This window comes from Curtobacterium sp. AC273, from assembly GCF_979253735.1.
The window spans coordinates 83,953-109,012 of record NZ_CEEDDU010000009.1; the positions used below are offsets into that span (position 1 = coordinate 83,953).

34 protein-coding genes and 6 pseudogenes are annotated in these 25,060 nt (G+C 71.0%); 18 read left to right on the plus strand and 22 right to left on the minus strand.

The genetic code is table 11. The annotated features are described in order from the left end of the window. Positions 1–8 precede the first annotated feature (8 nt). The 6 genes and pseudogenes from ACZ8AI_RS15280 (at position 9) to ACZ8AI_RS15305 (ending at position 3,322) form a co-directional block, all read left to right on the plus strand. Positions 9–203 (plus strand): NAD(P)H-binding protein, encoded by a 195-nt coding sequence (locus ACZ8AI_RS15280; RefSeq protein WP_464858903.1) that lies wholly within the window; start codon positions 9–11, stop codon positions 201–203. Between the two features lie 88 nt (positions 204–291). Next, on the plus strand, positions 292–651 hold the full coding sequence (locus ACZ8AI_RS15285; protein WP_464859228.1) for an NAD(P)H-binding protein: 360 nt from the start codon (positions 292–294) through the stop codon (positions 649–651). A 30-nt stretch (positions 652–681) separates the two neighbouring features. Then, positions 682–1,398 (plus strand): annotated as a pseudogene (locus tag ACZ8AI_RS15290) (alpha/beta hydrolase); the annotation flags it as partial. Between the two features lie 57 nt (positions 1,399–1,455). Next, a pseudogene (locus tag ACZ8AI_RS15295) lies at positions 1,456–1,954 on the plus strand (BCCT family transporter); the annotation flags it as partial. Positions 1,955–2,018: 64 nt separating this feature from the next. Further along, positions 2,019–2,225 carry a BCCT family transporter gene (locus ACZ8AI_RS15300; RefSeq protein WP_464859229.1) on the plus strand — a complete coding sequence of 69 codons (207 nt, stop codon included), beginning with the start codon at positions 2,019–2,021 and terminating at the stop codon, positions 2,223–2,225. Beyond that, positions 2,222–3,322 carry a BCCT family transporter gene (locus ACZ8AI_RS15305; protein ID WP_464859230.1) on the plus strand — a complete coding sequence of 367 codons (1,101 nt, stop codon included), beginning with the start codon at positions 2,222–2,224 and terminating at the stop codon, positions 3,320–3,322. The genes ACZ8AI_RS15300 and ACZ8AI_RS15305 overlap by 4 nt, the downstream gene beginning before the upstream one ends. A gap of 57 nt (positions 3,323–3,379) precedes the next feature. Here the strand turns inward: ACZ8AI_RS15305 and ACZ8AI_RS15310 are convergent, their stop codons facing one another. Beyond that, positions 3,380–4,081, minus strand: a complete 702-nt coding sequence (locus ACZ8AI_RS15310; protein ID WP_464858904.1) for an SDR family oxidoreductase — start codon at positions 4,079–4,081, stop codon at positions 3,380–3,382. 96 nt (positions 4,082–4,177) lie between these two features. Here ACZ8AI_RS15310 and ACZ8AI_RS15315 point away from each other — a divergent pair, with 96 nt between their 5' ends. After that, complete coding sequence (locus tag ACZ8AI_RS15315) at positions 4,178–4,570, plus strand: MerR family transcriptional regulator (RefSeq protein WP_464858905.1); 393 nt, start codon at positions 4,178–4,180, stop codon at positions 4,568–4,570. A gap of 8 nt (positions 4,571–4,578) precedes the next feature. On the opposite strand, the gene ACZ8AI_RS15320 is transcribed toward ACZ8AI_RS15315, so the two are convergent. From ACZ8AI_RS15320 to ACZ8AI_RS15360, 9 genes and pseudogenes are all read right to left on the minus strand, one after another. Beyond that, entirely contained in the window at positions 4,579–5,055 is a 477-nt protein-coding gene (locus tag ACZ8AI_RS15320; protein ID WP_464858906.1) for a helix-turn-helix transcriptional regulator, read from the minus strand. Further along, the gene (locus tag ACZ8AI_RS15325) at positions 5,055–5,333 is read right to left on the minus strand and encodes a hypothetical protein (RefSeq protein WP_464858907.1); all 279 of its coding nucleotides are present in this window, start codon (positions 5,331–5,333) and stop codon (positions 5,055–5,057) included. Before ACZ8AI_RS15325 ends, ACZ8AI_RS15320 begins: the two co-directional genes overlap by 1 nt. 196 nt (positions 5,334–5,529) lie before the next feature. Then, on the minus strand, positions 5,530–5,838 hold the full coding sequence (locus tag ACZ8AI_RS15330) for a hypothetical protein (protein WP_464858908.1): 309 nt from the start codon (positions 5,836–5,838) through the stop codon (positions 5,530–5,532). Further along, positions 5,838–6,074, minus strand: a complete 237-nt coding sequence (locus ACZ8AI_RS15335) for a hypothetical protein (protein ID WP_464858909.1) — start codon at positions 6,072–6,074, stop codon at positions 5,838–5,840. The genes ACZ8AI_RS15330 and ACZ8AI_RS15335 overlap by 1 nt, the downstream gene beginning before the upstream one ends. 112 nt (positions 6,075–6,186) lie before the next feature. Continuing rightward, the gene (locus ACZ8AI_RS15340) at positions 6,187–6,474 is read right to left on the minus strand and encodes a hypothetical protein (RefSeq protein ID WP_464858910.1); all 288 of its coding nucleotides are present in this window, start codon (positions 6,472–6,474) and stop codon (positions 6,187–6,189) included. A gap of 28 nt (positions 6,475–6,502) precedes the next feature. Continuing rightward, positions 6,503–7,276: a GMC oxidoreductase gene (locus tag ACZ8AI_RS15345; protein WP_464858911.1), complete on the minus strand. Its 774-nt coding sequence runs from the start codon at positions 7,274–7,276 to the stop codon at positions 6,503–6,505. Positions 7,277–7,397: 121 nt separating this feature from the next. Further along, positions 7,398–7,709, minus strand: a pseudogene (locus ACZ8AI_RS15350) (GMC oxidoreductase); the annotation flags it as partial. Continuing rightward, positions 7,666–8,532, minus strand: coding sequence for an NAD(P)-binding protein (locus ACZ8AI_RS15355; RefSeq protein WP_464858912.1), 867 nt, complete (start codon positions 8,530–8,532; stop codon positions 7,666–7,668). The pseudogene ACZ8AI_RS15350 and the gene ACZ8AI_RS15355, both read right to left, overlap by 44 nt. A 164-nt stretch (positions 8,533–8,696) precedes the next feature. Beyond that, positions 8,697–9,065, minus strand: coding sequence for a VOC family protein (locus ACZ8AI_RS15360; protein ID WP_464858913.1), 369 nt, complete (start codon positions 9,063–9,065; stop codon positions 8,697–8,699). Positions 9,066–9,127: 62 nt separating this feature from the next. Between ACZ8AI_RS15360 and ACZ8AI_RS15365 the strand changes: the two genes are divergently transcribed. Next, the gene (locus ACZ8AI_RS15365) at positions 9,128–9,604 is read left to right on the plus strand and encodes a MarR family winged helix-turn-helix transcriptional regulator (RefSeq protein WP_464858914.1); all 477 of its coding nucleotides are present in this window, start codon (positions 9,128–9,130) and stop codon (positions 9,602–9,604) included. Here the strand turns inward: ACZ8AI_RS15365 and ACZ8AI_RS15370 are convergent. Then, on the minus strand, positions 9,597–10,712 hold the full coding sequence (locus ACZ8AI_RS15370) for an LCP family protein (protein WP_464858915.1): 1,116 nt from the start codon (positions 10,710–10,712) through the stop codon (positions 9,597–9,599). The genes ACZ8AI_RS15365 and ACZ8AI_RS15370 overlap by 8 nt on opposite strands. Positions 10,713–10,840: 128 nt before the next feature. Beyond that, a complete protein-coding gene (locus tag ACZ8AI_RS15375; protein WP_464858916.1) occupies positions 10,841–11,185 on the minus strand; it encodes a hypothetical protein in 345 nt (114 codons plus the stop codon). A gap of 164 nt (positions 11,186–11,349) precedes the next feature. On the opposite strand from ACZ8AI_RS15375, the pseudogene ACZ8AI_RS15380 reads away from it, so the two are divergent. Next, a pseudogene (locus ACZ8AI_RS15380) lies at positions 11,350–11,615 on the plus strand (copper resistance CopC family protein); the annotation flags it as partial. A 97-nt stretch (positions 11,616–11,712) separates the two neighbouring features. On the opposite strand, the gene ACZ8AI_RS15385 reads toward ACZ8AI_RS15380, so the two are convergent. Together ACZ8AI_RS15385 and ACZ8AI_RS15390 are read right to left on the minus strand one after the other, a co-directional pair. Continuing rightward, positions 11,713–11,934, minus strand: coding sequence for a hypothetical protein (locus ACZ8AI_RS15385; protein ID WP_464859270.1), 222 nt, complete (start codon positions 11,932–11,934; stop codon positions 11,713–11,715). Positions 11,935–12,035: 101 nt separating this feature from the next. After that, complete coding sequence (locus ACZ8AI_RS15390) at positions 12,036–12,161, minus strand: hypothetical protein (protein ID WP_464859271.1); 126 nt, start codon at positions 12,159–12,161, stop codon at positions 12,036–12,038. A gap of 445 nt (positions 12,162–12,606) precedes the next feature. Here ACZ8AI_RS15390 and ACZ8AI_RS15395 point away from each other — a divergent pair, with 445 nt between their 5' ends. After that, positions 12,607–12,972 (plus strand): hypothetical protein, encoded by a 366-nt coding sequence (locus tag ACZ8AI_RS15395; protein WP_464858917.1) that lies wholly within the window; start codon positions 12,607–12,609, stop codon positions 12,970–12,972. Positions 12,973–13,299: 327 nt separating this feature from the next. Here the strand turns inward: ACZ8AI_RS15395 and ACZ8AI_RS15400 are convergent, their stop codons facing one another. Further along, positions 13,300–13,575, minus strand: a complete 276-nt coding sequence (locus tag ACZ8AI_RS15400; protein WP_464858918.1) for a hypothetical protein — start codon at positions 13,573–13,575, stop codon at positions 13,300–13,302. Between the two features lie 113 nt (positions 13,576–13,688). Between ACZ8AI_RS15400 and ACZ8AI_RS15405 the strand changes: the two genes are divergently transcribed. The 4 genes from ACZ8AI_RS15405 to ACZ8AI_RS15420 all read left to right on the plus strand — a co-directional run bounded on the left by ACZ8AI_RS15405 (position 13,689) and on the right by ACZ8AI_RS15420 (position 16,119). Continuing rightward, entirely contained in the window at positions 13,689–14,066 is a 378-nt protein-coding gene (locus ACZ8AI_RS15405) for a zinc-binding dehydrogenase (protein WP_464858919.1), read from the plus strand. Positions 14,067–14,074: 8 nt separating this feature from the next. Then, the gene (locus tag ACZ8AI_RS15410; protein WP_464858920.1) at positions 14,075–14,269 is read left to right on the plus strand and encodes a hypothetical protein; all 195 of its coding nucleotides are present in this window, start codon (positions 14,075–14,077) and stop codon (positions 14,267–14,269) included. Between the two features lie 32 nt (positions 14,270–14,301). Next, positions 14,302–15,462: a glutathione-independent formaldehyde dehydrogenase gene (locus ACZ8AI_RS15415; RefSeq protein WP_464858921.1), complete on the plus strand. Its 1,161-nt coding sequence runs from the start codon at positions 14,302–14,304 to the stop codon at positions 15,460–15,462. Between the two features lie 132 nt (positions 15,463–15,594). Continuing rightward, positions 15,595–16,119 (plus strand): DUF1345 domain-containing protein, encoded by a 525-nt coding sequence (locus tag ACZ8AI_RS15420; protein ID WP_464858922.1) that lies wholly within the window; start codon positions 15,595–15,597, stop codon positions 16,117–16,119. A gap of 183 nt (positions 16,120–16,302) precedes the next feature. On the opposite strand, the gene ACZ8AI_RS15425 is transcribed toward ACZ8AI_RS15420, so the two are convergent. After that, positions 16,303–17,082, minus strand: coding sequence for a hypothetical protein (locus tag ACZ8AI_RS15425; protein ID WP_464858923.1), 780 nt, complete (start codon positions 17,080–17,082; stop codon positions 16,303–16,305). 609 nt (positions 17,083–17,691) lie between these two features. Here ACZ8AI_RS15425 and ACZ8AI_RS15430 point away from each other — a divergent pair. After that, the gene (locus tag ACZ8AI_RS15430; RefSeq protein ID WP_464858924.1) at positions 17,692–18,585 is read left to right on the plus strand and encodes an AraC family transcriptional regulator; all 894 of its coding nucleotides are present in this window, start codon (positions 17,692–17,694) and stop codon (positions 18,583–18,585) included. A 65-nt stretch (positions 18,586–18,650) separates the two neighbouring features. Here the strand turns inward: ACZ8AI_RS15430 and ACZ8AI_RS15435 are convergent, their stop codons facing one another. Then, positions 18,651–18,797, minus strand: coding sequence for a hypothetical protein (locus ACZ8AI_RS15435; RefSeq protein ID WP_464858925.1), 147 nt, complete (start codon positions 18,795–18,797; stop codon positions 18,651–18,653). Between the two features lie 234 nt (positions 18,798–19,031). Here ACZ8AI_RS15435 and ACZ8AI_RS15440 point away from each other — a divergent pair. The 3 genes and pseudogenes from ACZ8AI_RS15440 to ACZ8AI_RS15450 all read left to right on the plus strand — a co-directional run. Then, positions 19,032–20,084, plus strand: a pseudogene (locus ACZ8AI_RS15440) (DUF1254 domain-containing protein); the annotation flags it as partial. 100 nt (positions 20,085–20,184) lie between these two features. Beyond that, on the plus strand, positions 20,185–20,298 hold the full coding sequence (locus ACZ8AI_RS15445) for a hypothetical protein (RefSeq protein WP_464858926.1): 114 nt from the start codon (positions 20,185–20,187) through the stop codon (positions 20,296–20,298). A 197-nt stretch (positions 20,299–20,495) separates the two neighbouring features. Beyond that, positions 20,496–21,046 (plus strand): annotated as a pseudogene (locus ACZ8AI_RS15450) (IS3 family transposase); the annotation flags it as partial. Between the two features lie 88 nt (positions 21,047–21,134). Here the strand turns inward: ACZ8AI_RS15450 and ACZ8AI_RS15455 are convergent. The 5 genes from ACZ8AI_RS15455 to ACZ8AI_RS15475 all read right to left on the minus strand — a co-directional run bounded on the left by ACZ8AI_RS15455 (position 21,135) and on the right by ACZ8AI_RS15475 (position 25,034). After that, positions 21,135–21,809, minus strand: coding sequence for a nicotinamide mononucleotide transporter family protein (locus ACZ8AI_RS15455; RefSeq protein ID WP_464858927.1), 675 nt, complete (start codon positions 21,807–21,809; stop codon positions 21,135–21,137). Beyond that, positions 21,809–22,819: an NAD(P)H-dependent oxidoreductase gene (locus ACZ8AI_RS15460; RefSeq protein ID WP_464858928.1), complete on the minus strand. Its 1,011-nt coding sequence runs from the start codon at positions 22,817–22,819 to the stop codon at positions 21,809–21,811. The genes ACZ8AI_RS15455 and ACZ8AI_RS15460 overlap by 1 nt, the downstream gene beginning before the upstream one ends. A 74-nt stretch (positions 22,820–22,893) precedes the next feature. Beyond that, positions 22,894–23,118, minus strand: coding sequence for a hypothetical protein (locus ACZ8AI_RS15465; protein WP_464858929.1), 225 nt, complete (start codon positions 23,116–23,118; stop codon positions 22,894–22,896). A 627-nt stretch (positions 23,119–23,745) separates the two neighbouring features. Further along, complete coding sequence (locus ACZ8AI_RS15470; protein ID WP_464858930.1) at positions 23,746–24,237, minus strand: LLM class oxidoreductase; 492 nt, start codon at positions 24,235–24,237, stop codon at positions 23,746–23,748. 2 nt (positions 24,238–24,239) lie between these two features. Then, positions 24,240–25,034, minus strand: coding sequence for an LLM class flavin-dependent oxidoreductase (locus ACZ8AI_RS15475; protein WP_464858931.1), 795 nt, complete (start codon positions 25,032–25,034; stop codon positions 24,240–24,242). Positions 25,035–25,060: the final 26 nt, after the last annotated feature.

Sequence of the window (25,060 nt, forward strand, 5' to 3'; positions counted from 1 at the left end):
TCCGCCGCATGAGCAACGTCATCCTCTTCGGCGGCCACGGCAAGGTCGCACTCCTCGCCACCCGCATCCTCACCGACCGCGGCCACACGGTCACGTCCGTCATCCGCAGCGCCGACCAGGCGGACGAGATCCGCGCGCACGGCGGCGAGCCGCACGTGGCGGACATCCAGAACAGCAGACGCTCACCGACTTCGCCGAGCTGATCCACGGGCACGACGCCGTCGCTGGTCGGCGGGCGCCGGTGGGGGATCCGCCGACCGCACCTGGGCGATCGACCGCGACGCCGCGATCCTGTCCGTGCAGGGTGCCGCGAAGGCCGGCGTCGACCGCTACGTGATGGTGTCCTGGTCCGGGTCCGTCCTCGACCACGGGGTGCCGCAGGACAACGACTTCTTCGCCTACGCGCAGTCGAAGATGATCGCCGACGCCGTGCTCCGCGACTCCGGCCTCGGCTGGACGGTCGTCGCGCCGAGCACCCTGACCGACGACGAGCCCACCGGGTCGGTCGACTGGGACGGCTCCGCGACCGAGGTGCCGCGCGGGGACGTCGCGCACGTCGTCGCCGACGCCCTCGGGAGCGACGCGACCATCGGGAAGACGATCCGGTTCAACACCGGGGCGACCCCCATCGCCGACTTCCTCCGGGACTGACGATGTCGACGCCGACCGCTCCTCTTCGTCCACGGTGCCCTCGTCCGCGACGGCACCTGGTGGTGGTCGCCGACCGCCGACCTGCTCCGGGAGCGCACCGGCATCGAGAGCCGAGCCGTCGCCCTGCCGTCCTGCGGCGAGGCGGACGTCGGCGGCGGAACAGGCACCGGCGGAGCGGGCGGGGACCTGGCGGACGACGCTGCGGCGCTCCGCCGAGCACTCGACGAGATCGCCGACGCCGGCGGTTCCGCCATCGTGGTCGGCCACTCCTACGGCGGCACGGTGATCGCCGAGGCGGGCGAACACCCCGCCGTCGAGCACCTGCTGTTCGTGTCGTCGTACCTGCCCGACGTCGAGGTCGACGCAGGGCTCGATCATGTCCACCGAGCCCGACCCGGTCCCGATCCGCCCGGACGACGCGGGCCGGATCGTGCTCGACGGGTACGACGTCGAGTCGTTCGGCGCCCGGTTCCTGCAGGACGCCGACGCGGCGACGCAGCGGGCGGCGTGGAGAGCGGACCACCGCCCAGGACCTCCGGGGCGTTCGGGACGCCGACGAGTGCCGCCGGCTGGTCCGGGGTCGACTCGACCGCGATCGTCTGCGTCGACGACCGGTCGACCACCGTCGCGCTGCAACGACGCCACGCCGATCGGGCGGCCCGGTCCGTGGACCTGCCGGCCGGGCACCACCCCTTCATCACCCGACCGGACCTGGTGGTCGAACAGATCGAGGCGTTCCTGGCCTGACTTGCGGGTCCCGGATCGCGTTGTCCCCTCAGCGCGGATGACGGGCACCATGGGTGCATGGCAACGACGAGACCACCTGTACCCGGCCGGGCGACACCCGGCCCCGCACTCGGCGATCCCGCGACCAAGAAGTCGGAGGTGCGGCGGTGGGTCTTCTGGCCCGCTGCCGTCATCGTCCTCGGGTTCGTCGCGTGGACGCTGATCGCCCCCTCCTCGGCCGAGGGGGTCTTCAACGCACTGCAGAGCGGCATCGTCCGCAACTTCAGCTGGTACTACGTCCTGATCGTGGCGTTCTTCGTCGGGTTCTCGCTCTTCGTGGGCTTCAGCAAGTTCGGCGACATCAAGCTCGGCAAGGACCGTGACGAGCCGGAGTTCACCACCGGGTCGTGGTTCGCCCTGCTCTTCGCCGCCGGCATGGGCATCGGCCTCGTCTTCTACGGCGTCTCCGAGCCCCTCAGCCACTTCGCCTCCCCCCCGCCCCGGCGTCACGGGCACGGAGAACGAGCTCGCGCAGCAGGCGATGGTGCAGACCTTCCTGCACTGGGGGCTGCACGCGTGGGCGATCTACGTCGTGCTCGGCATGGCGCTGGCGTACGCGATCCACCGGCGCGGCCGGCCCGGTGTCGATCCGCTGGGCGCTGGAACCGCTCCTCGGCAACCGCGTCCGTGGCGGCTGGGGCAACCTCATCGACGTGATCGCCCTGGTCGGGACGCTCTTCGGTGTCGCCACCTCGCTCGGCCTCGGTGTCATCCAGATCGGCGCCGGCCTCGAGAGCGCGGGCATCGCGGAGAGCTCCTGGTCAGCCAGATCGCCATCATCGCGGTGATCACGGCGCTGACGATCGTCTCGCTCGTCACGGGTGTGACCAAGGGCATGAAGCTGCTGTCGAACTTCAACCTGCTGCTCGCCGCCGCGCTGCTGCTCTTCATCCTGATCGTCGGCCCCACCCAGTACCTGCTGCGGGACTTCGTCCAGTCGATCGGCGCGTACCTGCAGAACGTCGTCGGGCTGTCCTTCAACGTCAGCGCCCAGCAGGGTGCTGCGGGCGAGGCCTGGCAGGGCGCGTGGACGACGTTCTACTGGGGTTGGTGGATGTCGTGGGCGCCGTTCGTCGGCATCTTCATCGCCCGCATCTCGAAGGGCCGCACGGTCCGTGAGTTCGTCTTCGGTGTGCTCCTCGTGCCGACGGCGCTCACCTTCCTCTGGTTCGCGGTGCTCGGTGGCGCGGCGATCCACGAGCAGATCGACGGTGCCGGGGGCCTCGTCGGCTCGGACGGCTCGGTCGACGTCGAGAGCGCGCTCTTCACCCTGCTCCGCGACCTGCCGGCCGGGACGGTCCTGACGTTCGGCGCGATCCTGCTCATCGGCGTCTTCTTCGTGACCTCGTCCGACTCGGGATCGCTCGTGATGGCGATGATCGCGTCCGGCGGGGACATCGAACCGAAGAACTGGCTGCGGGTGTTCTTCGCCGTGGTGGCCGCGCTCCTGGCGGTGGCACTGCTCCTCACCGGTGGGCTGAACGCGTTGAAGACGGCGGCCATCACGACGGCGCTGCCGTTCAGCATCGTGCTGCTCATGACGTGTTGGTCGACGGTGATCGCGTTCACCCGCGAGCGACGGGCGTACGACAAGGCCGAACGCGAGGTCCTGCTCGAGCACGTCGGCGCGTACTACGGACTCGAGGTGGACGCCCCGACGGAGCGCACGGCTGGTCGCCCCTGGGACGCGGTGAAGAACCGGTTGCGCGGGCGTGTGGGCCGACGTCCACTGGTCTCGACGTCGCCCGACGCGTTCCCGGTCCACCCCGAGGCGGTCTCGCCGGATGCGGGCATCGACGAGCGGCTCGACCCGCCGGCACGGCAGGAGACCGCCGACGACGAGTCGACGGGGTCCGACCAGCAGACGGGGTCCGACCGGTCCTGAACGCGGGACCCACGGGCCTGGAGGCGCGGTGCCGGCTGGCACCGCGCCTCCCGTCCGTCAGGCGAACTGCGCGTAGAACCCCTCGGGCGCGTGCGCGAGCGACGCCTTGACGAGCGCGCTCCAGTCGTCGACGACGACCTCGGCGGCGTCCCGCTCGACACCGTCGAGCGATGCCCGGGCGACCTCGGCGGGGTCGATCATCGGCCCCTCGTAGCCGGCCATGATGTCGGTGTCGGCGGCGCCGAGGTGGAGACCCTGCACGCTGATGCCCCTGCCGGCCAGCTCGAGCCGCACGCTGTTCGTCATGTTCCACTCCGCGGCCTTGGCCGACGCGTACCCGCCGGAGCCCGGGTGCGCGAACCACGACAGGGCGGACAGCACGTTCACGATCCCGCCGCCGCCGTTGCCCTCGATCACCGGCGCGAAGGCCCGGACCATCGCGAGGGTGCCCCAGAAGTGCGTGTCCATCTCGCGGCGGGCGTCCGTCAGGTCACCGGAGACGAGCGAGCCCTGGGTGGCGATGCCGGCGTTGTTGACGAGCAGGGTGACGTCCGTCGCGGCGGCGGCCGCCGCGGCGACCGAGGCCTCGTCGGTGATGTCGAGCGGCAGCACCTCGACGCCGGGGACGTCGACGAGCTCGGGGCGCCGCGCGGTGGCGTAGACCTTGGCCGCACCCCGCTCGAGCAGCTGCAGTGCGAAGCGGCGTCCGATGCCGCGGTTCGAACCCGTGACGAGTGCGACCGATCCAGCGATCTCCATGGTGTGTTCCTCCTGCCGCGCGGGCGTCTCCCGCTCCAGCTCGGTTACGCTAAGACCTCACGTCCATGTCAGGGGCAAGCCCGGATCGGAGCACGCATGCGCATCGGTGACCTCGCGGCCGACACCGGGGTGAGCGTCCGCTCCCTGCGGTACTACGAGGAGCAGGGGTTGCTCACCGCCGACCGCACTCCGAGCGGACAGCGCACCTACGGTCCGGCGGCCGCCGAGCGGGTCCGACTGGTCCAGCAGCTGTTCGGCGCCGGGCTGCCGAGCCGCACCATCGTGCAGCTGCTGCCGTGCGTCGACGCCGGGGTCGCGACGCCGGAGTCCCTCGCGCTGCTCGTCGCCGGACGCGACCGGATCACCGCGCAGCTGGCGGAGCTCGAGGCCGCGCGCGACCGACTCGACGAGGTCATCCGGATCAGCGAGCACCCCACCCCCGAGCACTGCCCGGCGCTCCGCGGACCGGCGGGACGGCAGGCCGCCTGACCCGGGCCTCAGCGCCGCCGCGCCGCCTGCCACGTCTCCCGCGGCAGCACCCCGAACTCGTCGCGGTAGCTGCCCGCGAACCGGCCGAGGTGCGCGAAGCCCGAGGCCCGCGCGATCTCGCCGATGCCCCGACCGTCGCCGGACTCGAGCTGCTCCCGGGCGAGCAGGAGCCGGATGCGCCGGAGGTACGTCGTCGGCGTGATGCCGTGGTGCCGGCGGAACGCCTCCTGCAGCCCGCGGACGCTGAGCCCCGCCGCCTCGGCCACGTCGTCGACGGTGATCTGCTCGGTGGCGTGGTCGAGCAGGAAGCCCTCGGCGCGGGCGAACCGTGCGGCTGCGGCCGTGCGGGGCTCGTGCTGCCCGACCGGCCAGTGCGGGATCGCGGTGAGCAGGCCACTCGCCGCGAACCGGGTCAGCTCCCGCTCCCGCGCCGCGTCGACCTCGGCGGGGCCGCGCAGGACCTCGGACGCGACCGCCCGGACCATCAGCCACCAGGCGGCGAGCGCAGGCCCTCCGGGATGTGCCGCGGACGGAACTCGAGCGGGCCGGGGTGCCAGGCGCCGCGTTCGGCGGCGACCTGCTCCACCACCGTGCGGTCGATGCGGATGAGGTCGAGCTGGAAGTCCTGCCACCGCGCGGTCTGCGGGTCGTGCCGGAACAGGACCGGACGGCCGGTCTGCACCGGGTCGCCGTCGACCCGTCCGTCGCCGCCCTTCATCCAGAAGACGGTCATCGCCGCCTTCGCCTCGATGTCGGCGGACACCGCCGCCGCCGCAGGACAGCGACACGAGCGACAGCAGGTTCGTGCCCCGGCGCCGGGCCTCGAACCCGAGGTCGGCGGGGCCGGGCTCGACGGTGGCGTCGCGGACGTCGGGGAGCCGCGTGACGAGTTGTCCAGGCCGCCGACGGTTCGGCGGCGGTGACGGTCCACTGGGTGCGCTGGAGCATGCCGGTCACGGTCAGCCCCGCCTGCGGGGAGCGGACTGCAGGACCGACTCGGCGATCTGGTGCGCGGCCTGCTCGGCGGAGGTGTGCGTGGTGTCGACGACCTCGGCGTCGGCGTGCAGCCAGGTGCGGGCGGCCTCGGCGTACGGTTCCACCCGGCTGAAGCGGAACGTCGACGGTCCGAGGTCGGCGTCGTGCTCGATGCGGTGCCGCAGCGTGGCCTGGTCGGTGTGCAGCACGAAGTGCCGGACCGGGATCCCGTGCTCGGCGAGTCCGCCAGCGATCTCGCGCCAGTAGCGCTCGACGAGGACGGTCTGCGGCATCACGAGGATGCCGCCGACGTACTGCAGGGGACCTGCCGGGCGGTCTCGACGACGAGCGGCCGCCACGGGTCCCAGTGCTGGAAGTCGTCGGTCGCGCGGAGCGTGGGCCGGACGTCCATCAGCGTCTCGCCGACCTTCTCCGGGTCGAGCAGGCGGGCGTCGGGCAGGAGGGGTTGCAGGAGCCTGCTGGTCGTCGTCTTCCCGACGCCGTGGGTGCCGTTCAGCCACACGATCATGGTCGGACGGTAGCGCACGAAGCACCTGGTCGGGAGGGATCGCCGAAGACTGCACCGGGTTCCGTCGGTCGCGGGTCCCCTGGACCGCCGCGACGACGTCGCGGTGGCGCGGTTACGGCCGCGAGGAACCGGTCACGTCGGCGGGGCGCTCCGGGGCACGGACGACGAGCGGGGTCGCGGCGTAGCGCTCGCGGCCGTGGCGCCGGTCGGAGACGGCCACCACGAGGAGGAGCACGCCGATGAGGAGCCACAGGCTCCCGACGATCCAGCGCCAGGGCTCCGTGCCGAGCGCGGCGAGCACGAGCCAGACCACGCCGAGGAGGGTCGAACCGACGCCCTGCCAGACACGTGGTCGGCCGACGATCGTGCGCCAGGGCTCGTTGGTGGCATCGTTGCTCATGACGGAAGGCTAGCCCGACTCGCCGGGCTCAGGCACGGCCGGTGACCATCGCGTCGATCGTCCGCATGGCCGTGGCGAAGATCGTCAGCACCGGGTTCACGCCCCCGTTCGTGACGTGCACCGACCCGTCCGCGACGCGCAGGTTGTCGTGTCCCCAGACGCGGCCGTACGGGTCGACCACCGAGGTCGCCGGGTCCGCGCCCGTCCGGAGCGTGCCGGCTTGGTGCTGGCCACCGCTCGCGCCGACGACCGGACCGTGCAGCTCGGCGACCCGGGTCGCTCCGGCAGCCCGCAGCCAGTCCCCGCTCCGAGCGCTGGTGTGGTCGCGGGCCCGGACGTCCTCGGGGTGGACGCCGCCGCTGAACCACGCCACCGGGGTGCCGTACCGGTCGGTGACGGACGGGTCGACGCGGACACGGGCGTCGGCCGTCGTGACCTCCTGGACCGGCCCCATGATCCGCATGCTCCGGCGGGCGAGGTCCTGCATCGCGTGCTTGCTGCCGAGACCCGCACGGGGGATCAGTCCGGTGCCGACGAGGTACTGGTAGGTGTTCGCCGGGGTCGCGATGAACTCGTTCGCCAGGATCCCGCCGCCGACCTGCCCGTCCACGCCGTGCCGGAAGTCGGTCGTCGCGATGGACGGCCCCGGCCCGAGACCGTCGTCCACCACGTCGTCGAAGACGCCCATCGCGCCGCCGTACACGTGCCCTTGCAGGTGCCGACCGACCTGGTCGGTGCCGTTCCCGATGCCGTCCGGCTCGCGGTCGCTGCGGCTGTTGAGCAGCAGGCGCGCGGACTCCACGGCGCCCGCGGCGACGACGACCTCGCCGACGTCGACGTCGGCGGCGCCAGTCCCGGCCGTCGACGGTGCCGACGATCGTCACGCCGACGACCCGACCGGTGTGGTCGGTGCGGAGTCGGGCGACCCGACTGTCCAGCAGGATCGCGGCGTTGCCCGTCGCGAACGCCCGGGTCAGCATCGTGTTCTGGCTGCCGTTCTTCGCGTCGACCGGGCAGGCGAACCCGACGCACATGCCGCACTGCTCGCACGCCCGGCGACCGAGGTACGGCGTCGAGTTGATGAGCAACGGCACGTGCACGGTCGAGATCCCGAGCGCCTCGGCGGCACGGGCGAGCCGTTCGCGCGCAGGCCCGGACGGCAGGGGCGGCATCGGGAACACGCGTGCCCGGTCACCTGCCCACGGCCCGTCCGTGTCGCCGCCGCTGACACCCACCTGCCACTCGGCCCGCTCGTACCAGGGCTCGAGCTCGTCGTACCCGAACGGCCAGTCCGCCAGGCTGCTGCCGTCCGGCACCCCGTACGTCGACGCCATCGCGAAGTCGCGCGGGCCGAATCGCCACCGCTTGCGCGCCGTAGACCCGGGTCCCACCGCCGGCCGTGCCCGCGTTGCCGTGCCATCCGGGCGACGACGGGCGGAGCAGCAGGCGCTCGCGCCCGTCCGACACCGTGCGCGGGTTCCCGGCGTCGGCGGGTCCGGTCAGCGGGGCCACACCCCAGTTCGACCGGGGGTTCCGGAGGTGGTCGCGGCTGAGTTCCGCGGTCCCCGGCCAGGGCCCGGCCTCGACCACGAGCACGCGACGACCGGACTCGGCCAGGCCGCACGCGGCGACGCCCCCGCCTGCGCCGGATCCGATCACGACCGCGTCGTACCGGGCTGCGAGCGCCTTCGGGTGCACCACGGTCGGCGAGGCGGTGGCGACGGGCACTGGGACGCTCCACCCGGTCGGCGGGTCGGGTCGCCAGCCGACCATCGCCCAGGAGCGCTCGCCCGCGTTGCCGCCGTTCGCGGCGTCGGCGTAGTACCCCGCCGACACGAGTTCGGCGAACCAGACGCGGTCCGGGTCGTCCTCGGCGAGGTCGTGCTCGACGACCGCGCGGAGCCCGTCCGTCCAGTCGGGCCGGTCCCGGAGGACCGTCGCCAGGAAGTCGAGTGCGCCGGCCTGCGAGGCCGACGGGTACGCGTCGGCGGGGACCACCTGGTCGACGAGCGCCCGCAGTCGCTCTGCGTGCTCGTCGACGAACGTCCGTGCCGTCATCGGTGACCGCCCTCCGGGCTGCTCCGGTGCCGCCCTCGATCACGCTACCGGTCGGGACGACCGGTGACGGTCGGTGGAACGGACCACGGCCTGGAGGCGCGGTGCGGGTCGGGCGCACACCGCGCCTCCTGGCCGTGGTCGCGTCGTGACGGGCGGTCGTGTCGTCAGGCGCGGTCGTGCAGCGTGACGTGGTAGCCGTCGGGGTCGGCGAAGGTGAAGGTCCGGCCGAAGGGGCCGTCGATCGGTGCGGACACGATCGTGTGGCCGTCCGCGACGAGGGCGTCGTGGATGGCCTGGACGTCGGTGGCGTGCAGCCAGAGCGCCGCACCGATCCCGGGCTGAGGAGCGGCGTCGAGGTCGGTACCGGGGACGACGTCCCGCAGGGCGAACGCGATCGGGGTGGTCGTGAAGACGACCGCGTGGGGCGGACCGGCCGGCGACCGGACGAGCCCCAGGTACTGCTCGTAGAAGGCCTGCGACGCGTCGAGGTCGCGGGTCTGGAGGGAGATGAAGTCGGGTCCGGTGACGGGCATGCGGTGCTCCTTGTCGATGTGTCAGTCTTCTGACACGGAGCAATCTATGTCAGACTACTGACATGAGTCAACACGGTGACGGGATCGACCTCGACACGTCCCTGGGCTACCTGCTCAAGGAGGCCGCCAGCGCGCTCCGCAGCGCCATGGAGTCGGTGCTGCGCCCACTCGGCATGACCATGACGCACTACTCGTGCCTCGAACTGCTCGCACAGCGACCCGGGCTGTCGAACTCGGAGCTCGCCCGCGGCGCCTTCGTGACGCGGCAGTCGATGAACGTGCTGCTGCAGGCGCTCGAACGCGACGGCCTCGTGACGCGTCCGTCCGAGGCGCCGGTGGGGAAGGTCCTGCCGACCCGGCTGACCGCGGCGGGTCGACGGCAGCTCGAGCAGGCGTCCGCCGCCGTCCGGTCGGTCGAGGTCCGGATGCTGCACGGGATGGACCAGGACGAGCAGACGGCGGCACTCCGGGCCCTGCGCAGCATGGTGCGGTCGCTGCGGGGGACCGGGATGAACCCAGCCCGGGTCGGGCCTAGTTGATGCAGGTCCCCTGGTCGCCGTAGGCGTTGCCGACCGGCTTGGCGGAGGGCGACGCCGGCGCGGGCTTCGACGGCGCGGCCGGCTTCGGGTTCGTGGTGGTGGCGCCGGTCCCGGTACCCGTCGCAGCTCCCGTCCCGGTCCCGCTCGGGGCGGTGGTCGCGACGGTGTGCCCGTCGGTGCCGAGCACGAGCGTCACGCCGGACACCGTGGTGGACAGCACCGCGGTCGCACCCGGGACCACCGCGGCGACGGCCTTCGCCTGGGCCTCCTGGCCCTTCGGGTACTGGATCACGGTCGCGCTCGTCGTCGTGGTGTCCGAGGGAGCGCCGACGACGAAGCCCTTCGCGGTCAGCGCCGACGACGCCGCCGTCGCACCGCCCGGGGTCGAGCCGCCGTTCTGCACCGAGACCCGGACGCTCGCCGGGGACGCCGCGTGTGCGGAGGTGTACGCGGCCGGGGCGCCGACGATGCTCTGGATGAACGCCGGCATCGCGGCGAAGTCGACCGCCACGGTCGAGTAGCCGTCGATCGTCGGCGTGCCCGAGGTCGGGATCGCCGTGGACCTGATGGCCGACAGGTCGATGCTCCGGAACGTGTTCACCAGGCTCGGGATGCTCAGGCCGTCGTCGATCTGGATCGAGTCGCCCACCCCGTGCAGCAGGTTCGAGACCTTGACCGGGTTGAGGAGCGTGTCGGCGGAGAGCGCCTTGCGGGCCTCCTGCGACAGGAAGTACTGCTGCCGGACCTCGCGGTCGAGGTCGCCGCGCGGCAGGCCGTCGCGCTGCCGGACGAACGACAGCGCCTGCGAGGCGTTGAGGGTGGACTTTCCCGCGGGCAGGTCGACGTTCGAGTTGGTGTCGTGGACCGCCTCGTTGAGGCAGACGTCGACCGGGCCGAGCGCCTTCACGAGCTGGTAGAAGCCGAGCAGCGAGACCCGCACGAAGTGGTCGATCGTCAGGCCGCTCATGTTCTCGATCGTCTGGATGAGCAGGCGCATCCCGCCGGCGTCCCCGCCGCCGTTCGCAGCGCCGTCCGAGAACGCGCTGTTGAGCTTGAAGGTGCCGTGCCCGGGGATCTGCACCCACGAGTCGCGCGGGAAGGAGATCATCGTCGCGCATGCCGCCCCCGGCGGGGATGTGCAGGACGATCATCGAGTCGGTGTTCGTCGCGCCGCCGTCGAGCTGCGTGCCGAGGTCGGCGAGCTCCTGCGGGGTGGCGTCCGCCGGACGGTGGTCGTCACCGACGAGCAGGATGTTCTGCGCCGCACCGTCGGCGTCGGCCCCGGGCGAGGACGATGCGTGCGGCAGCGCCACGTGCACCTTGGTCAGACTGTCGTCGAGCTGCGCGTACGACCAACGCGGCGTAGCCACCGGTGAGGACGAGGGCCATCGCGAGGACGCCGCCGATCGCCGGGAACACCATCCGGAGTCCGCTGCGGCGCTGGCGCCCGTGGCGGACCGCGGTGTGCGCGCGGCCGCGCCCGCCGTGCTCGGCGGCCGGGTGCTGATCGGCCGGGTGGTGCTCGGCCGCGTGCTGCTCGGCCGCGGTCGGGATCGGCGGCTCGAAGGGGTCGTCGCTCATGGGGGAAACCTAGGGTTGCTCGCTGCACAGCAGGCGGTGACGGTCTGTGACGATGTTCAGCGGCCCGCACCGTAGAGTTCCCGGGGTGAACGACGCTCGTCAGGACCACCGGTTCCCGCGGCTGGCCCGCACCCTGCTCGGCACCGCGCTCGTCGCCGTCGTCGGTGTGCTGCCCGCACTGTCCCTCGCGGCTCCCCGCTTCGGCGCACGCCGCCCTCACCGCGAGCGACCCCGCCGAGGGGTCGACGGTCTCCACGGAGCTCGAGCGCGTCGAACTCACCTTCACCGAGGCACCGCTCGCCGGCCTCGACGCCGGACTCCGGATCGAGGTCCGTGACGCCGCCGGCACCGACGAGTCCACCGGTGAGGTCACGGTCGACGGCGACACCATGTCGAAGGCCGTCGAACTGACTGCGGACCGCACACCGTGCTCTGGCGGTACGTCTCGCCGGACGGGCACCCCATCGACGGGCAGGTCGCCTTCACCGTGACGGCCGCCGCCCCGGCGTCACCGGCCGCCACACCTGTCAGCCGGTTCGTCGTCCGCGGCGCTCCTCCTCGTCCGTCGCGCCCTCGGCCACCGCGTCGGCAGCCGTCTCGTCCGCCTCGGTCGTCCCCTCGGGCCCCTTCCCTGGGTGCTCGGGGGTGGTCGTGGTCCTGCTGCTCGCCGCTGCTGCGGCCGCCTTCGTCGTGCGTCGGCGCCGTCGGGCCTGACGCCCGGGCGGTCGCGTCGGGACGGCCCCGGGCATCTGGACGGCTGACGCGACGGACGGGAGGCGCGGTGCGGGCCGGCACCGCGCCTCCCGTCCGTCAGCGGTGCGGTCTTCCCGCGGTCCGCCCGCGGAACGACTCAGTGGGTGTGCCGGTGGTGACTGTCCGGGTAGTGCTCGTGTCGCTCGGTGAGGAGGAGCCAGATGCCCACCGCCATGAGGACGCCGGCGACGACGAGCGGCACGGTCACGGGTTCGCCGAGCACGATCGCGAGGACCGCGCCGAAGAATCCTCTCCCGGATGGACCACCCGGGCCGAGCCGCGGTGATCGAGTCGGCGACGACCCGACGATGCGCTCACCGGCCGGGGCTGATGGCGAACAGATGACGAAGGATCGCGGATGCGCCAGCGCCCCTGGTGACGGCACGGCACGGTTCTTGTCCGGTCCGCGCGACGGCGTTCACCGCGGTCGTGACCGTCGGTCCGCGGAACCGCGCGTGGGCGCCTCGTGTCCTGGACAGGGCTGATCCCGCGCTGACGCCGCCCGTCGCAGCCTGAACTCGCGGGGTCCGGACCGTGCGCGTGCCGCGACCCTCGACTCGTCGATCAGCATCGATGCGACTCAGGGAGGCCGCGATGAAGACGTCAGTTCCCAGGCGACCGGATCGGTTCCGGCTCGCCGTCCGGGTCCCACGGAGGGGAGGTCCGCGATGAGGGCCAAGGTGTTCGGAGCCGCGGTGGCGGCCTCCGCGATCGCCGCAGTGGTGGTCGCACGACGACGGTCCGGGGCGTCCTCCGGTGCCGGCAAGCCATCGGCACCGCGATCCGGATGGCTCAGTGTGACGGTGTACCGCGACGCAGGCGACGTGATGCCCGGTGGACGCGTCCCGCCACCGCTCACCGGCTTCGGCGACGGCCTCGAGGTCGAGGTCCGTCCCGCCCCCGGCGACAAGGGGACCGAGCTCCGCGCCCGGTTCCGACCCGACGGGCAGAGCGGCGCACACGGGGGCGCACACGACGGACGGGGCCGGCTGCGCGCCGCACTCCGCGAACGAACAACGCATCGAGGTCGGTGAGGTGCTCCGGGTGGACCCGGTGCCCCACGGCCGGAGGACCGCGACACCGACGGGTCTGCTCGTCGACCTCGCATCCGCACGCAGCAACGAGGAGGCACACTGTGAAGGCGCTCTGTTGGACCGGGGTCAACGAGACCGCGGTCGAGACGGTGGACGACCCGAAGATCCTCAACGACCACGACGTGATCCTGAAGGTCCGGCTCACGACGACCTGTGGGTCCGATCTGCACCTGCCCCCCCCCCCCCCCCTCGGCGGGGTACATCCCCACGATGCGTGCCGGGGACGTCCTCGGACACGAGTTCATGGGCGAGGTGGTCGAGACGGGGTCAGCGGTCACGAAGCACCGCGTCGGCGACCGGGTCGTCGTCTGTTCCTTCATCGCCTGCGGGAAGTGCTGGTACCTGCACCCACGGCCAGTTCTCGCTCTGCGACAACGGGAACCCCAACCCCGGCCTGACCGAGGCGATGTGGGGATCACCCATCGGCGGCTGCTTCGCGTACAGCCACGCACTCGGCGGGTTCGCCGGCAGCCACGCCGAGTACGTCCGCGTGCCGTACGCCGACCAGGGCGCCTTCCCGGTCCCCGACGGCGTCTCCGACACCGCGGCCCTGTTCGCCTCCGATGCGGCCCCGACCGGTTGGACCGGCGCCGACCTCGCCGGGATCACCCCCGGCGACACCGTGGCGGTCTGGGGTACCGGCGGTGTCGGTCAGGATGGCCGCGCGGGCCGCGATTCTGCTCGGCGCCGAACAGGTGGTCGTCATCGACCGGCTGCCCGAGCGCCTCCGCCAGGTCCGCGAACACATCGGTGCGGAGACGATCGACTACACGCGGGACAGCGTGCCCGCGGAACTCAAGGAGCGGACGGGCGGCCGCGGACCCGACGTGTGCATCGAAGCCGTCGGCATGGAGGCGCACAGCACCGGCCCGCAGTACCTGTACGACCAGGTCAAGCAACAGCTCCGGCTGCTAGTCCGACCGTCCCAGCCGCACTCCGTGAGGCGATCTACGCGTGCCGGAAGGGCGGCAGTCTGTTCTCCCTCGGGGTGTTCGGCGGCCTCGTCGACAAGTTCCCCTTCGGCGCGATCATGAACAAGGGGATGACCGTCCGCGGTGCGCAACAGCACGGACACCGGTACATCCCGATGATCCTCGACCGCATCGCCGCCGGTGAGATCAGCACCGAGCACCTCGCGACGCACGTCCTCCCGCTCGAGGAGGGCCCGCGTGGCTACGACATGTTCAAGAAGAAGGAGGACGGGTGCGTCCGCGCCGTCTTCCGGCCCGGCGCGTGACCGCGCTGCCCGACAGGAGAGAAGGAACGACGATGAAAGCAGTCGTGTACGACGGCCCGCGCAGGGTCAGCGTCAAGGACGTCCTCGACGCCCGCATCGAGCGCCCGACGGACGCTCTGGTCCGGATCACCACCACGAACATCTGCGGCTCGGACCTGCACATGTACGAGGGCCGGACCGACTTCGAGACCGGACGGTGGTTCGGCCACGAGAACCTCGGGCAGGTGATCGAGGTCGGCGACGGCGTGGACAAGGTGCAGGTCGGCGACTGGGTCGTCCTGCCGTTCAACGTCGCGTGTGGCCACTGCAAGAACTGCGAACGCGGGCTGACGAACTACTGCCTCACGGCGCAGCCCGAAGCGGCACTCGCCGGCGCAGCGTACGGCTTCGCCGACATGGGTCCCTGGGCCGGCGGCCAGGCTGAACTCCTCCGCGTGCCGTGGGCGGACTTCAACTGCCTCCGGCTGGGTGACGACGCCGAGGAGAAGCAGACGGACTACGTGATGCTGGCCGACATCTTCCCGACCGGCTACCACGCGACCGAACTCGCCCACGTCGGCCCGGGCGACCAGACCGTGGTCTACGGCGCTGGTCCGGTCGGCTGCATGGCCGCGTACTCCGCGATCCTCAAGGGTGCGAGCAAGGTCATGGTCGTCGACCGGCAGCCCGACCGACTCCGGAAGGTCGAGGAGATCGGAGCGATCCCGATCGACGACTCCGCGGTCGATCCCGTCCAGGCCGTCAACGACCTGACGATGGGCCTCGGGGCGGACAACGGGTGCGAGTGCGTCGGCTACCAGGCGCACGACCCCGACGGACGGGAACGCCCGAACTCGACGCTGAACCAACTGGTGCGGTCCGTCCGGTTCACCGGGTCGATCGGCGTCGTCGGTGTCTACGTCCCGCAGGATCCCGGCTCCCCCGACGAACTGGCGAAGCAGGGAGCCGTCGCCTTCGACTTCGGCGAGTTCTGGTTCCGCGGCCAGACGATGGGGACCGGGCAGTGTCCCGTCAAGCGGTACAACCGGGCACTCCGCGACCTGATCGCGAGCGGACGCGCGACGCCCTCCTGGATCGTCAGCCACGAGCTCCCGCTCGAGCAGGCACCGGAGGCGTACGCCCACTTCGACGCCCGCGACGACGGCTGGACGAAGGTGGTCCTCCACCCCGAGTCCGTTCCGGCTCCGGCCTGACCGACGGCCCGGGCGAACGATGAACGACCGGATCCTGTCCCCGCGCCGAGCCTCGGTGTACGTGGCGATCGGCGTGGCCGTCGGTGTCCTTTGCGTCCTCGTCGGTGAGCCGTCCCTCGGGCCGCTCGCCGCGTGGTGCACCGCGGACTCATCGCGTTGACGCAGGTGTGGCGCAAGTGCTGGCGGCAGGACCCCGCCGGCACGGAACGCCTCGCCCGCGAGGAATCCCAGTCGAAGGTCACGGACAACGCCATCATCGTGGCGTGCTTCGCGAGCCTCGCCGCCGTCGTCGTCGCCCTGGGCGAAGCGAGCCACGCCCAGGACTCCGCCTCCATCGCGGCGGTGGTCCTGGGCGTCCTCGGCACGATGGTCGCCTGGGCACTGGTCAACACCGTCTACGCGCTCAAGTACGCACGGATGTTCTTCCTCGACCACCGCGGCGGCGGGTTCGACGTCAAGCAGGACGCACGGCCGACCTACAGCGACTTCGCGTACTTCGCCTTCACGATCGGCATGTCGTACGCGGCACCGGAGGTCGAGCCGGACGACAGCGAGACCCGGCGGAAGGCATTGCCGCACGCGCTGCTCTCGTACTTCTTCGGCACGGTGCTGATCGCGGTGGCCATCAACCTCGTGACCAACCTCGGGCAGAGCTGACGTCGCAGGTGGTCCCGTCTGGCCGGTCACGTGCCCGGGACGGCTGACGAGACGGACTGGAGGCGCGGTGCGGGCTGGCACCGCGCCTCCAGTCCGTCGGTCGACCGTCACGGACAGGAGGGGCGGGGGTACCCGATCCCGCCCCTCCCGCCCGCTCCACCAGACCCGAAACTGGTGAAGTCGTCAGCGACGGTAGAGGGCGTCGCGCGCCAGGACGGCGAAGTCACGCAGGAGGTCGACCTCCACGGTGCCCTCGTCGCGTGGAGCGGGGTCGAACACGCAGACCCGCGCCGACACGGGTGCCGTCCAGGTCCTCCAACGGATGCCCCGCGTAGAAGCGGATCCGTCCCCGCCGAGCGACCTGCGGACGGCTCCGGTCCCATGCGTCCTCGATGACCGTCGGCGCCGAGCGCAGCACGGTCGAACGGCAGAAGGAGTCCTGCAGCGCCCGGTCCCGCGGGGGAACCACAGACTCGCCGCGGACCACTGCCGTCCCGCTGGGAGGAACGTGATCGCTGCTCCCCTCGTGTGGAAGAGTTCCGTCATCTGCTGCACCATCCGGTCGAGCTCGGCGTCGGCCGGCGCGTCGACGACGCCCAGCCGACGAATGGCGTCGTACCGGTCCTCCACCCGCTGCGGCCTCGAGCGGAGCCACTGCGGGCTGCCTGCTCGGGCACGTTGCTGCTCGATCAGCAGGTGCACGGCCTCGACGAAGAGCGGCGGGGCGCACTCGATCACGTCGGTGTCGACGCCGAGCACGACCAGGTCTCGTCGCGCCTGCTGCGGTGCGGTCACGAGCGCGGACTGGTCCTCCCTGTGCGCCAACGCGAGCACGATCTCGGTGGTCGGCGCCAGCCGCGGTCGGAGCTGATCGACCAGGACGAGCGCTTCCTCGGCGGCACCGACGACCGCGGTGTTGGTCGTGCGGCTGTGGACGACGCTCCCCGACAGGCAGACGACCACCACGTCGTAGTTGGCGACGTGGATCCCGCCTCCCGGCCGAGACCAGCGTCTGGCCGGACCAGCTCGACCACGGCACCGCGGTGACGTCCGCGCCGCGTCCGGACCGTGCCGCCACGGTCTCCGCCATTTTCCGTGCAGCGGCGTGCAGCGACGCTCCTGGCGCGAAGACCGCATCGCCGAACACGAGGATCCGGTCCGAGTCCGGGCCGCTCGCCGACGCAGTGACGACGCGCGGCGCGAACGAAGGGTCAGGCAGTCGCGGAGCTTCCAGCAGGGTCATCGTCAACCTCCTTGTTCGACGCAGCTGCTCCTGGAATGCTCTGGTTCCCGGGAGCCCGACGGCCGCGCACCGGCTGGACTCGACCGTAGACAGGGCCGAAGACCACACGCCATCCGTTGCGCGCGGAGTCACCGTCGATCCGCGCGGGATCGTGTCCGGTGGACGTGGACGCGGCCGGTAGAGTCGCGCCATGACCGGGGCCGCGACAGAGGTGTTCGCCTCGCATCGAGTCGCCGCCAGCACCACGGTCGACGAGGCCGCGGCCGTGCTCAGCGAGGTGTTCCTCCCCGTGCAGGTCACTCCCGTCCGAACCCGTTCCGGGTCTGCGCATGCACCTGAACGCGCTCACCGCCGGTCGGATCACGTTCGGCTACATGCGCTTCCGCGAGGCCGTCCGGATCCGCACCGCGGAGCCCGTCGACTACCACCTCGACATCCCCGTACGGTCGCAGATGACCATGCGTGCTGCCCGGGGCACGCGATTCCAGGGGACCGAGCAGACCGCCGGGGTCTTCATGCCGGGCAGACCGGTGGAACTCGACTGCAGCGACTGGTTCGCGCAGGTCGCCATCATGATCCCGCACCGAGACCTGCAGACCGAGCTGGAGCTCCTGCTGGACGCACCGACGTCGACACCGCTCGAGTTCGACACCGAGTTCGACCTCACCACCGATGGCGGCCGCGCCGTCTCGCGGGCCGTCCGGCTCGTCGACGAAAGCACTCGGCAGGCGCCAGGCGTCCTCGCACACCCACTCGCGATCCGCAGCCTCGAGCAGGTGTTCCTGCACAGCCTGTTGCTCGGGCAGCCGCACAACCACTCCGCGGCACTGGACACGCCGCGGGGAAGATCCGGCGCCCGGTCGGTCTCCCGCGCCGTTGAACTCCTCCGCCACGACCCGGTGCGGCCGTGGACGGTGGGAGCGCTCGCGTCCGCCGTCTCGACGAGCGTCCGCAGCCTGCAGGAAGCCTTCCGACGAGAACTCGACACCACGCCGACGGCCTACCTGCGGCGGCTCCGGCTGGAGCGGGCGCGCGAGGACCTCATGACCGCCCGCTCGGACAGCGTCACCGTGTCCGAGGTCGCCGCTCGCTGGGGCTTCCTGCACGTCAGCCGCTTCGCCAGCGCCTACGCCGAACGGTTCGGCGAGCTGCCATCCGCCACGGTGCGGCGCACGAGACGCCCGCAAGGTCGTCTGGAGCAGACGCAGGAGCCGGCTGGCTGACGTTCCGTCGGCTGGGCACGATCCTCGCACTGACAGCTCCACGCCAGAAGGTGAACCCCGAACAACTACGAGGGGCTCTCCGCCGACGACACCACAGGCGTCGGCTCCGACACCGGCATACCGGTCAGCGAGGACCACGACACCCGCGGCAGCGTCTTCACGGGCACGACGCCGGCGGCAACGACCACCTGACCAGTCCGGAAGATCTGCACGCGCATCATGACGACTCGGCAGGAGAACCGCCGGTCGGGGTCCTCGTCAGACCTGTCCCGGGTGCGCCCGATCACCCGCCTCGGGTGATTCCGCAGGCCGGACGAGCGCGGAGCATCGTCGACATGAGTGCTGACACTGCCGCCATGGCTTCCGATGTCCCGTCCCGTGAAGACCTGCCGGGCATCTTCGACGAACTCGACCACCAGCTCGCGTGCCAGGCATACCTCTGGGCGATGCCGATCGTGTCCTACGCGCAGTGGCGGACACAGCACCGTGATGTGTTCGGGGCCACCGACCACGACCTGGTCCGCTACCTCACTTACCAGGACCGGCTGGGCCTCATCACCGCGAACGCGACGACGCCGTACATCTTGAACTTCTTCGACTTGTCCGCGACGGGTCCGCTGGTCATCGAGCTGCCGCCGGGGCCGACGGCCGGCGGGATCTCCGACTTCTGGCAGCGCGAGGTGGCTGTCCTCGGTGAGATGGGCGCCGACGCGGGCCGTGGCGGCACGACCCTGGTCGTCGGCCCGGGCCAGGACGTCCCGGTGCACGACGAGTCCTGGACGGTCGTCCACAGCACAGGCGTCAACATCATGTTCGGATTCCGCACCCTCGATCCCGATCCCGTCCGGAGCGCGGCGCTGGCCGACAAGGTCCGGGTGCACCCGCTCAGCCTCCACGAGGACCCGCCCGCGACTCGGCTGGTCTCACCGGGTGGTCGGCCGTGGTCGGGTGACCAGCCTCGCGGTATCGCGTACTGGGAACGACTGCACGAGATCTACCAGACCGAGGTGATCGACGAACGTGACCGGTTCTTCCTCGCGATGCTTCGCCAGCTCGGCATCGAACCGGGCACACCGTTCACACCGGACGATCGACTCCGCGCGATCCTCGAACGCGCGACCGTCGACGGTGAGCAGATGGCTCAGGCGAACACCTTCGCGAAGCGGTTCCCAGGAGCCAAGTACTGGCCGGACCGGCAGTGGGACACCGCAGTCGTCCTGTCGAACACCTCCCAACGCGGACCCTGGTACGACGAACTGCTCGAGCGAGCGTCGTGGTTCTACGAGGCCGTGAGTTTCTCCGCTGCGATGAAGAGCACCGTGCCCGGTAAGGGGCAGGCCTACCTCGGGGCGTACACCGACGCCGCCAGCGACTGGCTCGACGGTGGGGAGCACTACACCTTGACGGTTCCGGCAGGGGTGCCCGCCGCGCTCTTCTGGTCGGTCACGGTCTACGACATCACGACCCGGTGCCTGATCGACAACGAGCAGCAGCGCGGCGACCGCGGCAGCCGAGACCCGGACCTCGTGACGGAGACGGACGGCTCGGTGGTCCTCCACTTCGGGGCCGACGCCGCCGAGTGCTGGCGAGAGCAACTGGGTGCAGACGATCCCGGGTCGGCACTGGTTCTCGTACCTGCGCTTCTACGGCCCCCTCCAGCCCTACTTCGACCGCACCTGGAAGCCCGGTGACTTCACCAAGGCGACGCACTGAGCAGGTTCTGCCCGGCGCAGGACGTGGCCGATGCGCTCGCGTCGACCGGACGGCCGAGCGCCGATCGGCGGACATGTGAAGAGCAATCAGATTCTGTCCGACGCAGCCCCCGTTCGGAGTGGAGCTCGGTTGCAGTTTGTCTCGGAGCTCCATGACCGAAACTGTCCGTGTTGACGAGCCGTTCGTACCTCGGGCCGCCGCCGGTGCACGACGACCGGGTCCGGCGTGCGCTCACGGCACCAGACCTCGACCAGCTGTGGCTGACGGACATCACGGAGCACCCGACCGGTGAGGGCAAGCTCTACCTCTGCGCGATCAAGGACGCCTGCTCGCGGCGGATCGTCGGCTATTCAATCCGTGACCGCGTGCGGTCCTCGCTTGCCGTGGCGGCTCTGCAGATGGCGATCTCCCGCCGAAACCCGTCCGGGACGGTGGTCCATTCGGATCGGGGTAGCCAGTTTCGTTCGAAGAAGTTCGTCCGGGCGCTATGGTGACGCCGGGCTGCTCGGATCGATGGGGCGGGTCGGCGCGTGCGCGGACAACGCGGCGATGGAATCGTTCTTCGCGCTCCTGCAGAAGAACGTCCTCAACCGGAAACGTTGGGCGACTCAGGGAAGAGCTCCGGCTGGCGACCCTCACCTGGATCGAAGCGACCTATCACCGGAAACGGCGCCAACGTGGTCTGGGGAAGTTGACCCCGATCGAGTACGAGACGATCATCAACCCACAGGTCGCACTCGCGGCCTAATCGAACGAGTCAACCAAACCTGCAGCAGTCCCGTGTATTTGTGTGTTTGACGACTATCGCGATAGCGGGATCGCAAGAAACGTGTCAACTACATTGAAGCGCCGACCGTCTCAATGACGGGCTTTGGTACATGCCTTTGACGGTTCCAGATGAAGAACCCGGTGAGGGTGAACACCCCGTAGACGACGTACATCAAGCCCGAGGCGTAGTAGCCCGCCGAGAACAGCAGGGGGACGCCGACCAGGTCGACGGCGACCCAGATGAGCCAGAACTCGACCCATCCCTTCGCCATGCCGTACGTGGCCAGCAGCGAGCCGACGAAGATCCAGGCGTCGCTCCACACCGGCTCGTAGGAGCCGAGGGCACGGAAGACCGAGTCAGCACCGCGGTGCCGCCCACCAGGGCGAGGACCAGCTGTTCGCGGGTCTTCCAGGAGTGCCCAGCGCGGCTCGATCACGGTCGTCGCGTCGTCGGGTCGGTGCGTCCACCGGTACCAGCCGTAGACGCTGACGATGATGAACATCACCTGCCGGCCGGCCTGGCCGAGCAGGTTCACCGGGTTCGGGGTGTCGAAGAGCGCGCCCATGAAGACGGTGAAGAGCAGCGCGTTGCCGACGATGCCGACCGGCCACGCCCACACCTTGCGGCGCATCCCGCCGAGCGCGCTGAGCAGGCCGAACACGTTGCCGATCACCTCGCGCCAGAGCACCGTCTGGTCACCGATGACGAGCTGCGCGTCGAACAACCACTCGAGTAGGTTCATCAGCTTCGGTGTCGATCACACAGCATCGTGCTGATCGCCGGTCGCCAGCGTGTGAGCCACGGGTCGAGTGTTCCGGGCCTGGCGAAGTCGCGGTCGGACAGGTACAACCCCTGCACGGGGACGACTGCGCCGAGCTCGACGAGCACGGGCTTCAGCAGCAGGTCCGGAGCGAGGTGGTGGGCAGGGCCGGCGCCGAGCATCAGCGGCACCGCGATCACGCCTGCCATGCCGTCGCCGGTCCCGAACTGGTCGAGGAACAACTTGAGCACCCCGGAGTACGTCGCCTTGAACGTCGGGGACGCGACCACGACGAGGTCCGATACCGCCACGGTCTGGACGGCGTCAGTCACCCGCTGGTCACCCCAACCGAGCAACCCGGGGCCGAGGTCGATCACGTCGATGACCGTGGTCGGCGCGCTGCCGGTGATCGCCTCCGCGACGAGCTGCGCGGCCTCGAGCGTTCGGGAGGACGGCTTCGGGTTACCCGCGACTACGGTCACCGCGAGACCGCTCATGCGCTGAGCTTCGCGAACGATGACCGGTGCCAGACGAGCGGGCTGTGCGTGAAGTCCGACATCAGGCCATTGACCCGCAGCACGACGATGTCGTGGTCCCCGGCGGGGTAGGTGTGCTCGACCGCGCAGTCGAGCCAGATCGGCGCCCCCTCGAGGAACACGGATCCGGTGTCCGACACCATCGTGTCGACGCCGACGAACTCGGACCGACTTGTCGCGTGACGCTAGCTGCCGGGTCACGGACTCGTGCCGCTCACCGAGGATCGAGACCCCGATCGAGTCGGCACCGGCGAGCGTCGGCCACGTCGTGGAGGTGTGCTGCACGGCGAACATCACGAGCGGCGGGTCCTGCGAGACCCCGACCGTGAAGGACGACGCGACGAGCACGGTCGGTTCGTCGTCGACGACCGCGGACAGGGCGGCGACGCCGCACGGGAAGCCCGAGAACGCCTGCCGGAGCAGGGCCGGGTCGGCGGTGGACGGAGAGGTGAACATCGGTGCTCCTTCGGGACGGGGTCGAACGGGATGGGTGGCGCGGGTCGAGCCGCCGCGCGGCAGAGCGGCGCCGGTCAGGCCGCCGCCGCGCGGGCGGTGAGACCAGCGCGGTCGAGCGCTTCGGTCACCGCGTCGACGAACGCTTCCGTGGCGAGCGCCGGGAACTGTCCGGTCGACGGCATCGGGACGACGTGCGTTCGGGGACGACGCCGAACACGATCGGGTCGTCCGGTGTGAACTGCGCGGTCCGGTGGTTCCAGGACCGTGAGGTGCACGCCGGCCGCCACGAGCGCGTGCATGTCGTCCCACGCATCCGCCGGCGGCCGCGGAATACGGCCGGGTACACCGAGGCGTACCGGTCGGCGTTCGCGATCGTGTCCGCGACGGCTTCGTAGAGCACCCGCGGGTTCTCGGTACCGTAGAGCCCGACGTTCTTCGCGTAGAGCTTCGGTCAGGGTCGACCCGTTCGCCGGGAACGACCGGCGGCGCCCAGTCGTTCGCCCAGTGTTCGAACGCTGCGTCGTCCGGCTCCTCCTGCGCGTAGAGCACGGCCCCGGGCACCCGATCCGCTCCGGCCGCGACGGCCATCGCCGTAACGATGGCCGACCCGGTCTTCGCCGACCGGCAGGAACCGTCCGACACCGAGTCCGTCGAGTGCCTGCAGCAGCACGGTCGCGTAGTCGCCGAGGGTCGGTCGGCCGGTGCGTCGTCGGACTGTCCGAACCCCGGGGTGTCGAACGCGAGCACGGCGACGTCCTCCGGGAACGCCTCGAGCACGGGGTCGTAGACCGCCGAGGTGCGTGGCGACTCGTTGTACATCGCGACGAGCCGCTCGGCGTCCTGAGGAGCTGGTCCGCCGGCACCGAAGTGCACTTGGCCCAGTTGGTGTTGACGTAACCGCGCATGATGTTTCCTTTCGCGAGGGCTCAGAACGCCCGCAGGTTGTCCCGCAGGTGTTCGTGGTCGTACTCGGTGCGGGTCAGCCCGCGTGCCTGGAGCTCGGGGACGAGCCCGTCGCAGACCTCGGCGATGAACCGCCCGGTGACGCCGTTCGTGCCGATCAGGAACCCGTCGCCACCGGAGACGTCCGCGAACGCCTCGAGCTGGTCGGCGACCTGCTCGACCGCGCCGACGAGCGACGGACCGGCACCACCGGCCTCCTTCGCCACCGCCTGTCGGAGCGTCAGCGTGGCGTTCCGGTCGCGGTAGAGCGCGAAGTTCTGGGTGCCGTTCGTGGCCAGGTCGAGTTCGCCGAGCGGGGTGTCGAGCGGCACGGTCGAGAAGTCGATGTCGGTGGACTTGGACATGGTCGCGAGCGGGATGTCGATGTTGTCCATCGCGAGCTGCACCCGTTCGTCGGCGCGCTGCCTCGCCTCGGCCTCGCTCGACCCGACGATCGGCCAGACGCCGAACAGCACCTTCACCTCGTCGGGGTCGCGCCCGGCTGCGGCGCGCGGCGTCCCGCACGCGGTCCCGGTAGTCGCGCGCCTTCTCCGGCGACGAGTGGATCGCGACGATCGTGTCGGCGTGCTGTGCCGCGAACGCGATGCCGCGCGGTGACCCGCCGGCCTGCGAGATCACCGGGCGGCCCTGCGGCGAGGGCCCGGAGTTCCAGCGGTCCGCGGGTCGAGAAGTGGCTGCCGCTGTGGTCGGCGTACCGCACCTTGGTGTGGTCGGCGAAGGTCGCCGTTTGGCGGTCCGCGACCACGGCGCCCGGCTCCCAGGTGTCGAAGAGCGCGGTCATCGCGCGGACGAAGTCCTCGGCCACGTCGTACCGGGAGTCGTGCTCGTCCATCCCGTCGTGTCCGTAGTTCTGCAGCGCGCGGTCGCTCGTGCCGGTGACCACGTTGACGCCGAACCGACCCTTGGACAGCTGGTCGAGCGTGCCCGCCATCCGGGCCAGCAGGTACGGGTGGTACGCGAAGGTGCCGGCGGTGGCGATGATCCCGAGCCGCTCCGTCGCCTGGGCGAGCAGGGTCGCGACGATCATCGGGTCCTGTCGGGGCGCCTGCATCGCGTACTTCAGGTACACCTCCATCGAGTCGCCGTAGCGGTCGCCGACGAAGGTGTTGTCCTCGATCAGGACGTAGTCGAACTTCGCGCGCTCCATGGCCCTGGCCAGGTCGACGAAGATCTGGGCGTCCTGCCAGTCGTCGCCGATCGAGCCGGAGAAGGGCTGCGCCCACGCGGCACCGACGTGCCGTTGCAGAACCACCCGAGGTGGAAGGGTGAGGCGGTCAT

Coding starts and splice junctions, on each gene's coding strand:
- ACZ8AI_RS15280 (WP_464858903.1), top strand. CDS start 9: ATGAGCAACGTCATCCTCTTCGGCGGCCACGGCAAGGTCGCACTCCTC.
- ACZ8AI_RS15310 (WP_464858904.1), bottom strand. CDS start 4,081: ATGGAGATCGCTGGATCGGTCGCACTCGTCACGGGTTCGAACCGCGGC.
- ACZ8AI_RS15315 (WP_464858905.1), top strand. CDS start 4,178: ATGCGCATCGGTGACCTCGCGGCCGACACCGGGGTGAGCGTCCGCTCC.
- ACZ8AI_RS15320 (WP_464858906.1), bottom strand. CDS start 5,055: ATGGTCCGGGCGGTCGCGTCCGAGGTCCTGCGCGGCCCCGCCGAGGTC.
- ACZ8AI_RS15330 (WP_464858908.1), bottom strand. CDS start 5,838: ATGCCGCAGACCGTCCTCGTCGAGCGCTACTGGCGCGAGATCGCTGGC.
- ACZ8AI_RS15335 (WP_464858909.1), bottom strand. CDS start 6,074: ATGATCGTGTGGCTGAACGGCACCCACGGCGTCGGGAAGACGACGACC.
- ACZ8AI_RS15340 (WP_464858910.1), bottom strand. CDS start 6,474: ATGAGCAACGATGCCACCAACGAGCCCTGGCGCACGATCGTCGGCCGA.
- ACZ8AI_RS15355 (WP_464858912.1), bottom strand. CDS start 8,532: ATGACGGCACGGACGTTCGTCGACGAGCACGCAGAGCGACTGCGGGCG.
- ACZ8AI_RS15360 (WP_464858913.1), bottom strand. CDS start 9,065: ATGCCCGTCACCGGACCCGACTTCATCTCCCTCCAGACCCGCGACCTC.
- ACZ8AI_RS15365 (WP_464858914.1), top strand. CDS start 9,128: ATGAGTCAACACGGTGACGGGATCGACCTCGACACGTCCCTGGGCTAC.
- ACZ8AI_RS15370 (WP_464858915.1), bottom strand. CDS start 10,712: ATGATCTCCTTCCCGCGCGACTCGTGGGTGCAGATCCCCGGGCACGGC.
- ACZ8AI_RS15375 (WP_464858916.1), bottom strand. CDS start 11,185: ATGAGCGACGACCCCTTCGAGCCGCCGATCCCGACCGCGGCCGAGCAG.
- ACZ8AI_RS15385 (WP_464859270.1), bottom strand. CDS start 11,934: ATGCCCGGGGCCGTCCCGACGCGACCGCCCGGGCGTCAGGCCCGACGG.
- ACZ8AI_RS15395 (WP_464858917.1), top strand. CDS start 12,607: ATGAGGGCCAAGGTGTTCGGAGCCGCGGTGGCGGCCTCCGCGATCGCC.
- ACZ8AI_RS15405 (WP_464858919.1), top strand. CDS start 13,689: ATGGCCGCGCGGGCCGCGATTCTGCTCGGCGCCGAACAGGTGGTCGTC.
- ACZ8AI_RS15410 (WP_464858920.1), top strand. CDS start 14,075: ATGACCGTCCGCGGTGCGCAACAGCACGGACACCGGTACATCCCGATG.
- ACZ8AI_RS15415 (WP_464858921.1), top strand. CDS start 14,302: ATGAAAGCAGTCGTGTACGACGGCCCGCGCAGGGTCAGCGTCAAGGAC.
- ACZ8AI_RS15430 (WP_464858924.1), top strand. CDS start 17,692: ATGCACCTGAACGCGCTCACCGCCGGTCGGATCACGTTCGGCTACATG.
- ACZ8AI_RS15455 (WP_464858927.1), bottom strand. CDS start 21,809: ATGAACCTACTCGAGTGGTTGTTCGACGCGCAGCTCGTCATCGGTGAC.
- ACZ8AI_RS15460 (WP_464858928.1), bottom strand. CDS start 22,819: ATGTTCACCTCTCCGTCCACCGCCGACCCGGCCCTGCTCCGGCAGGCG.
- ACZ8AI_RS15465 (WP_464858929.1), bottom strand. CDS start 23,118: ATGCACGCGCTCGTGGCGGCCGGCGTGCACCTCACGGTCCTGGAACCA.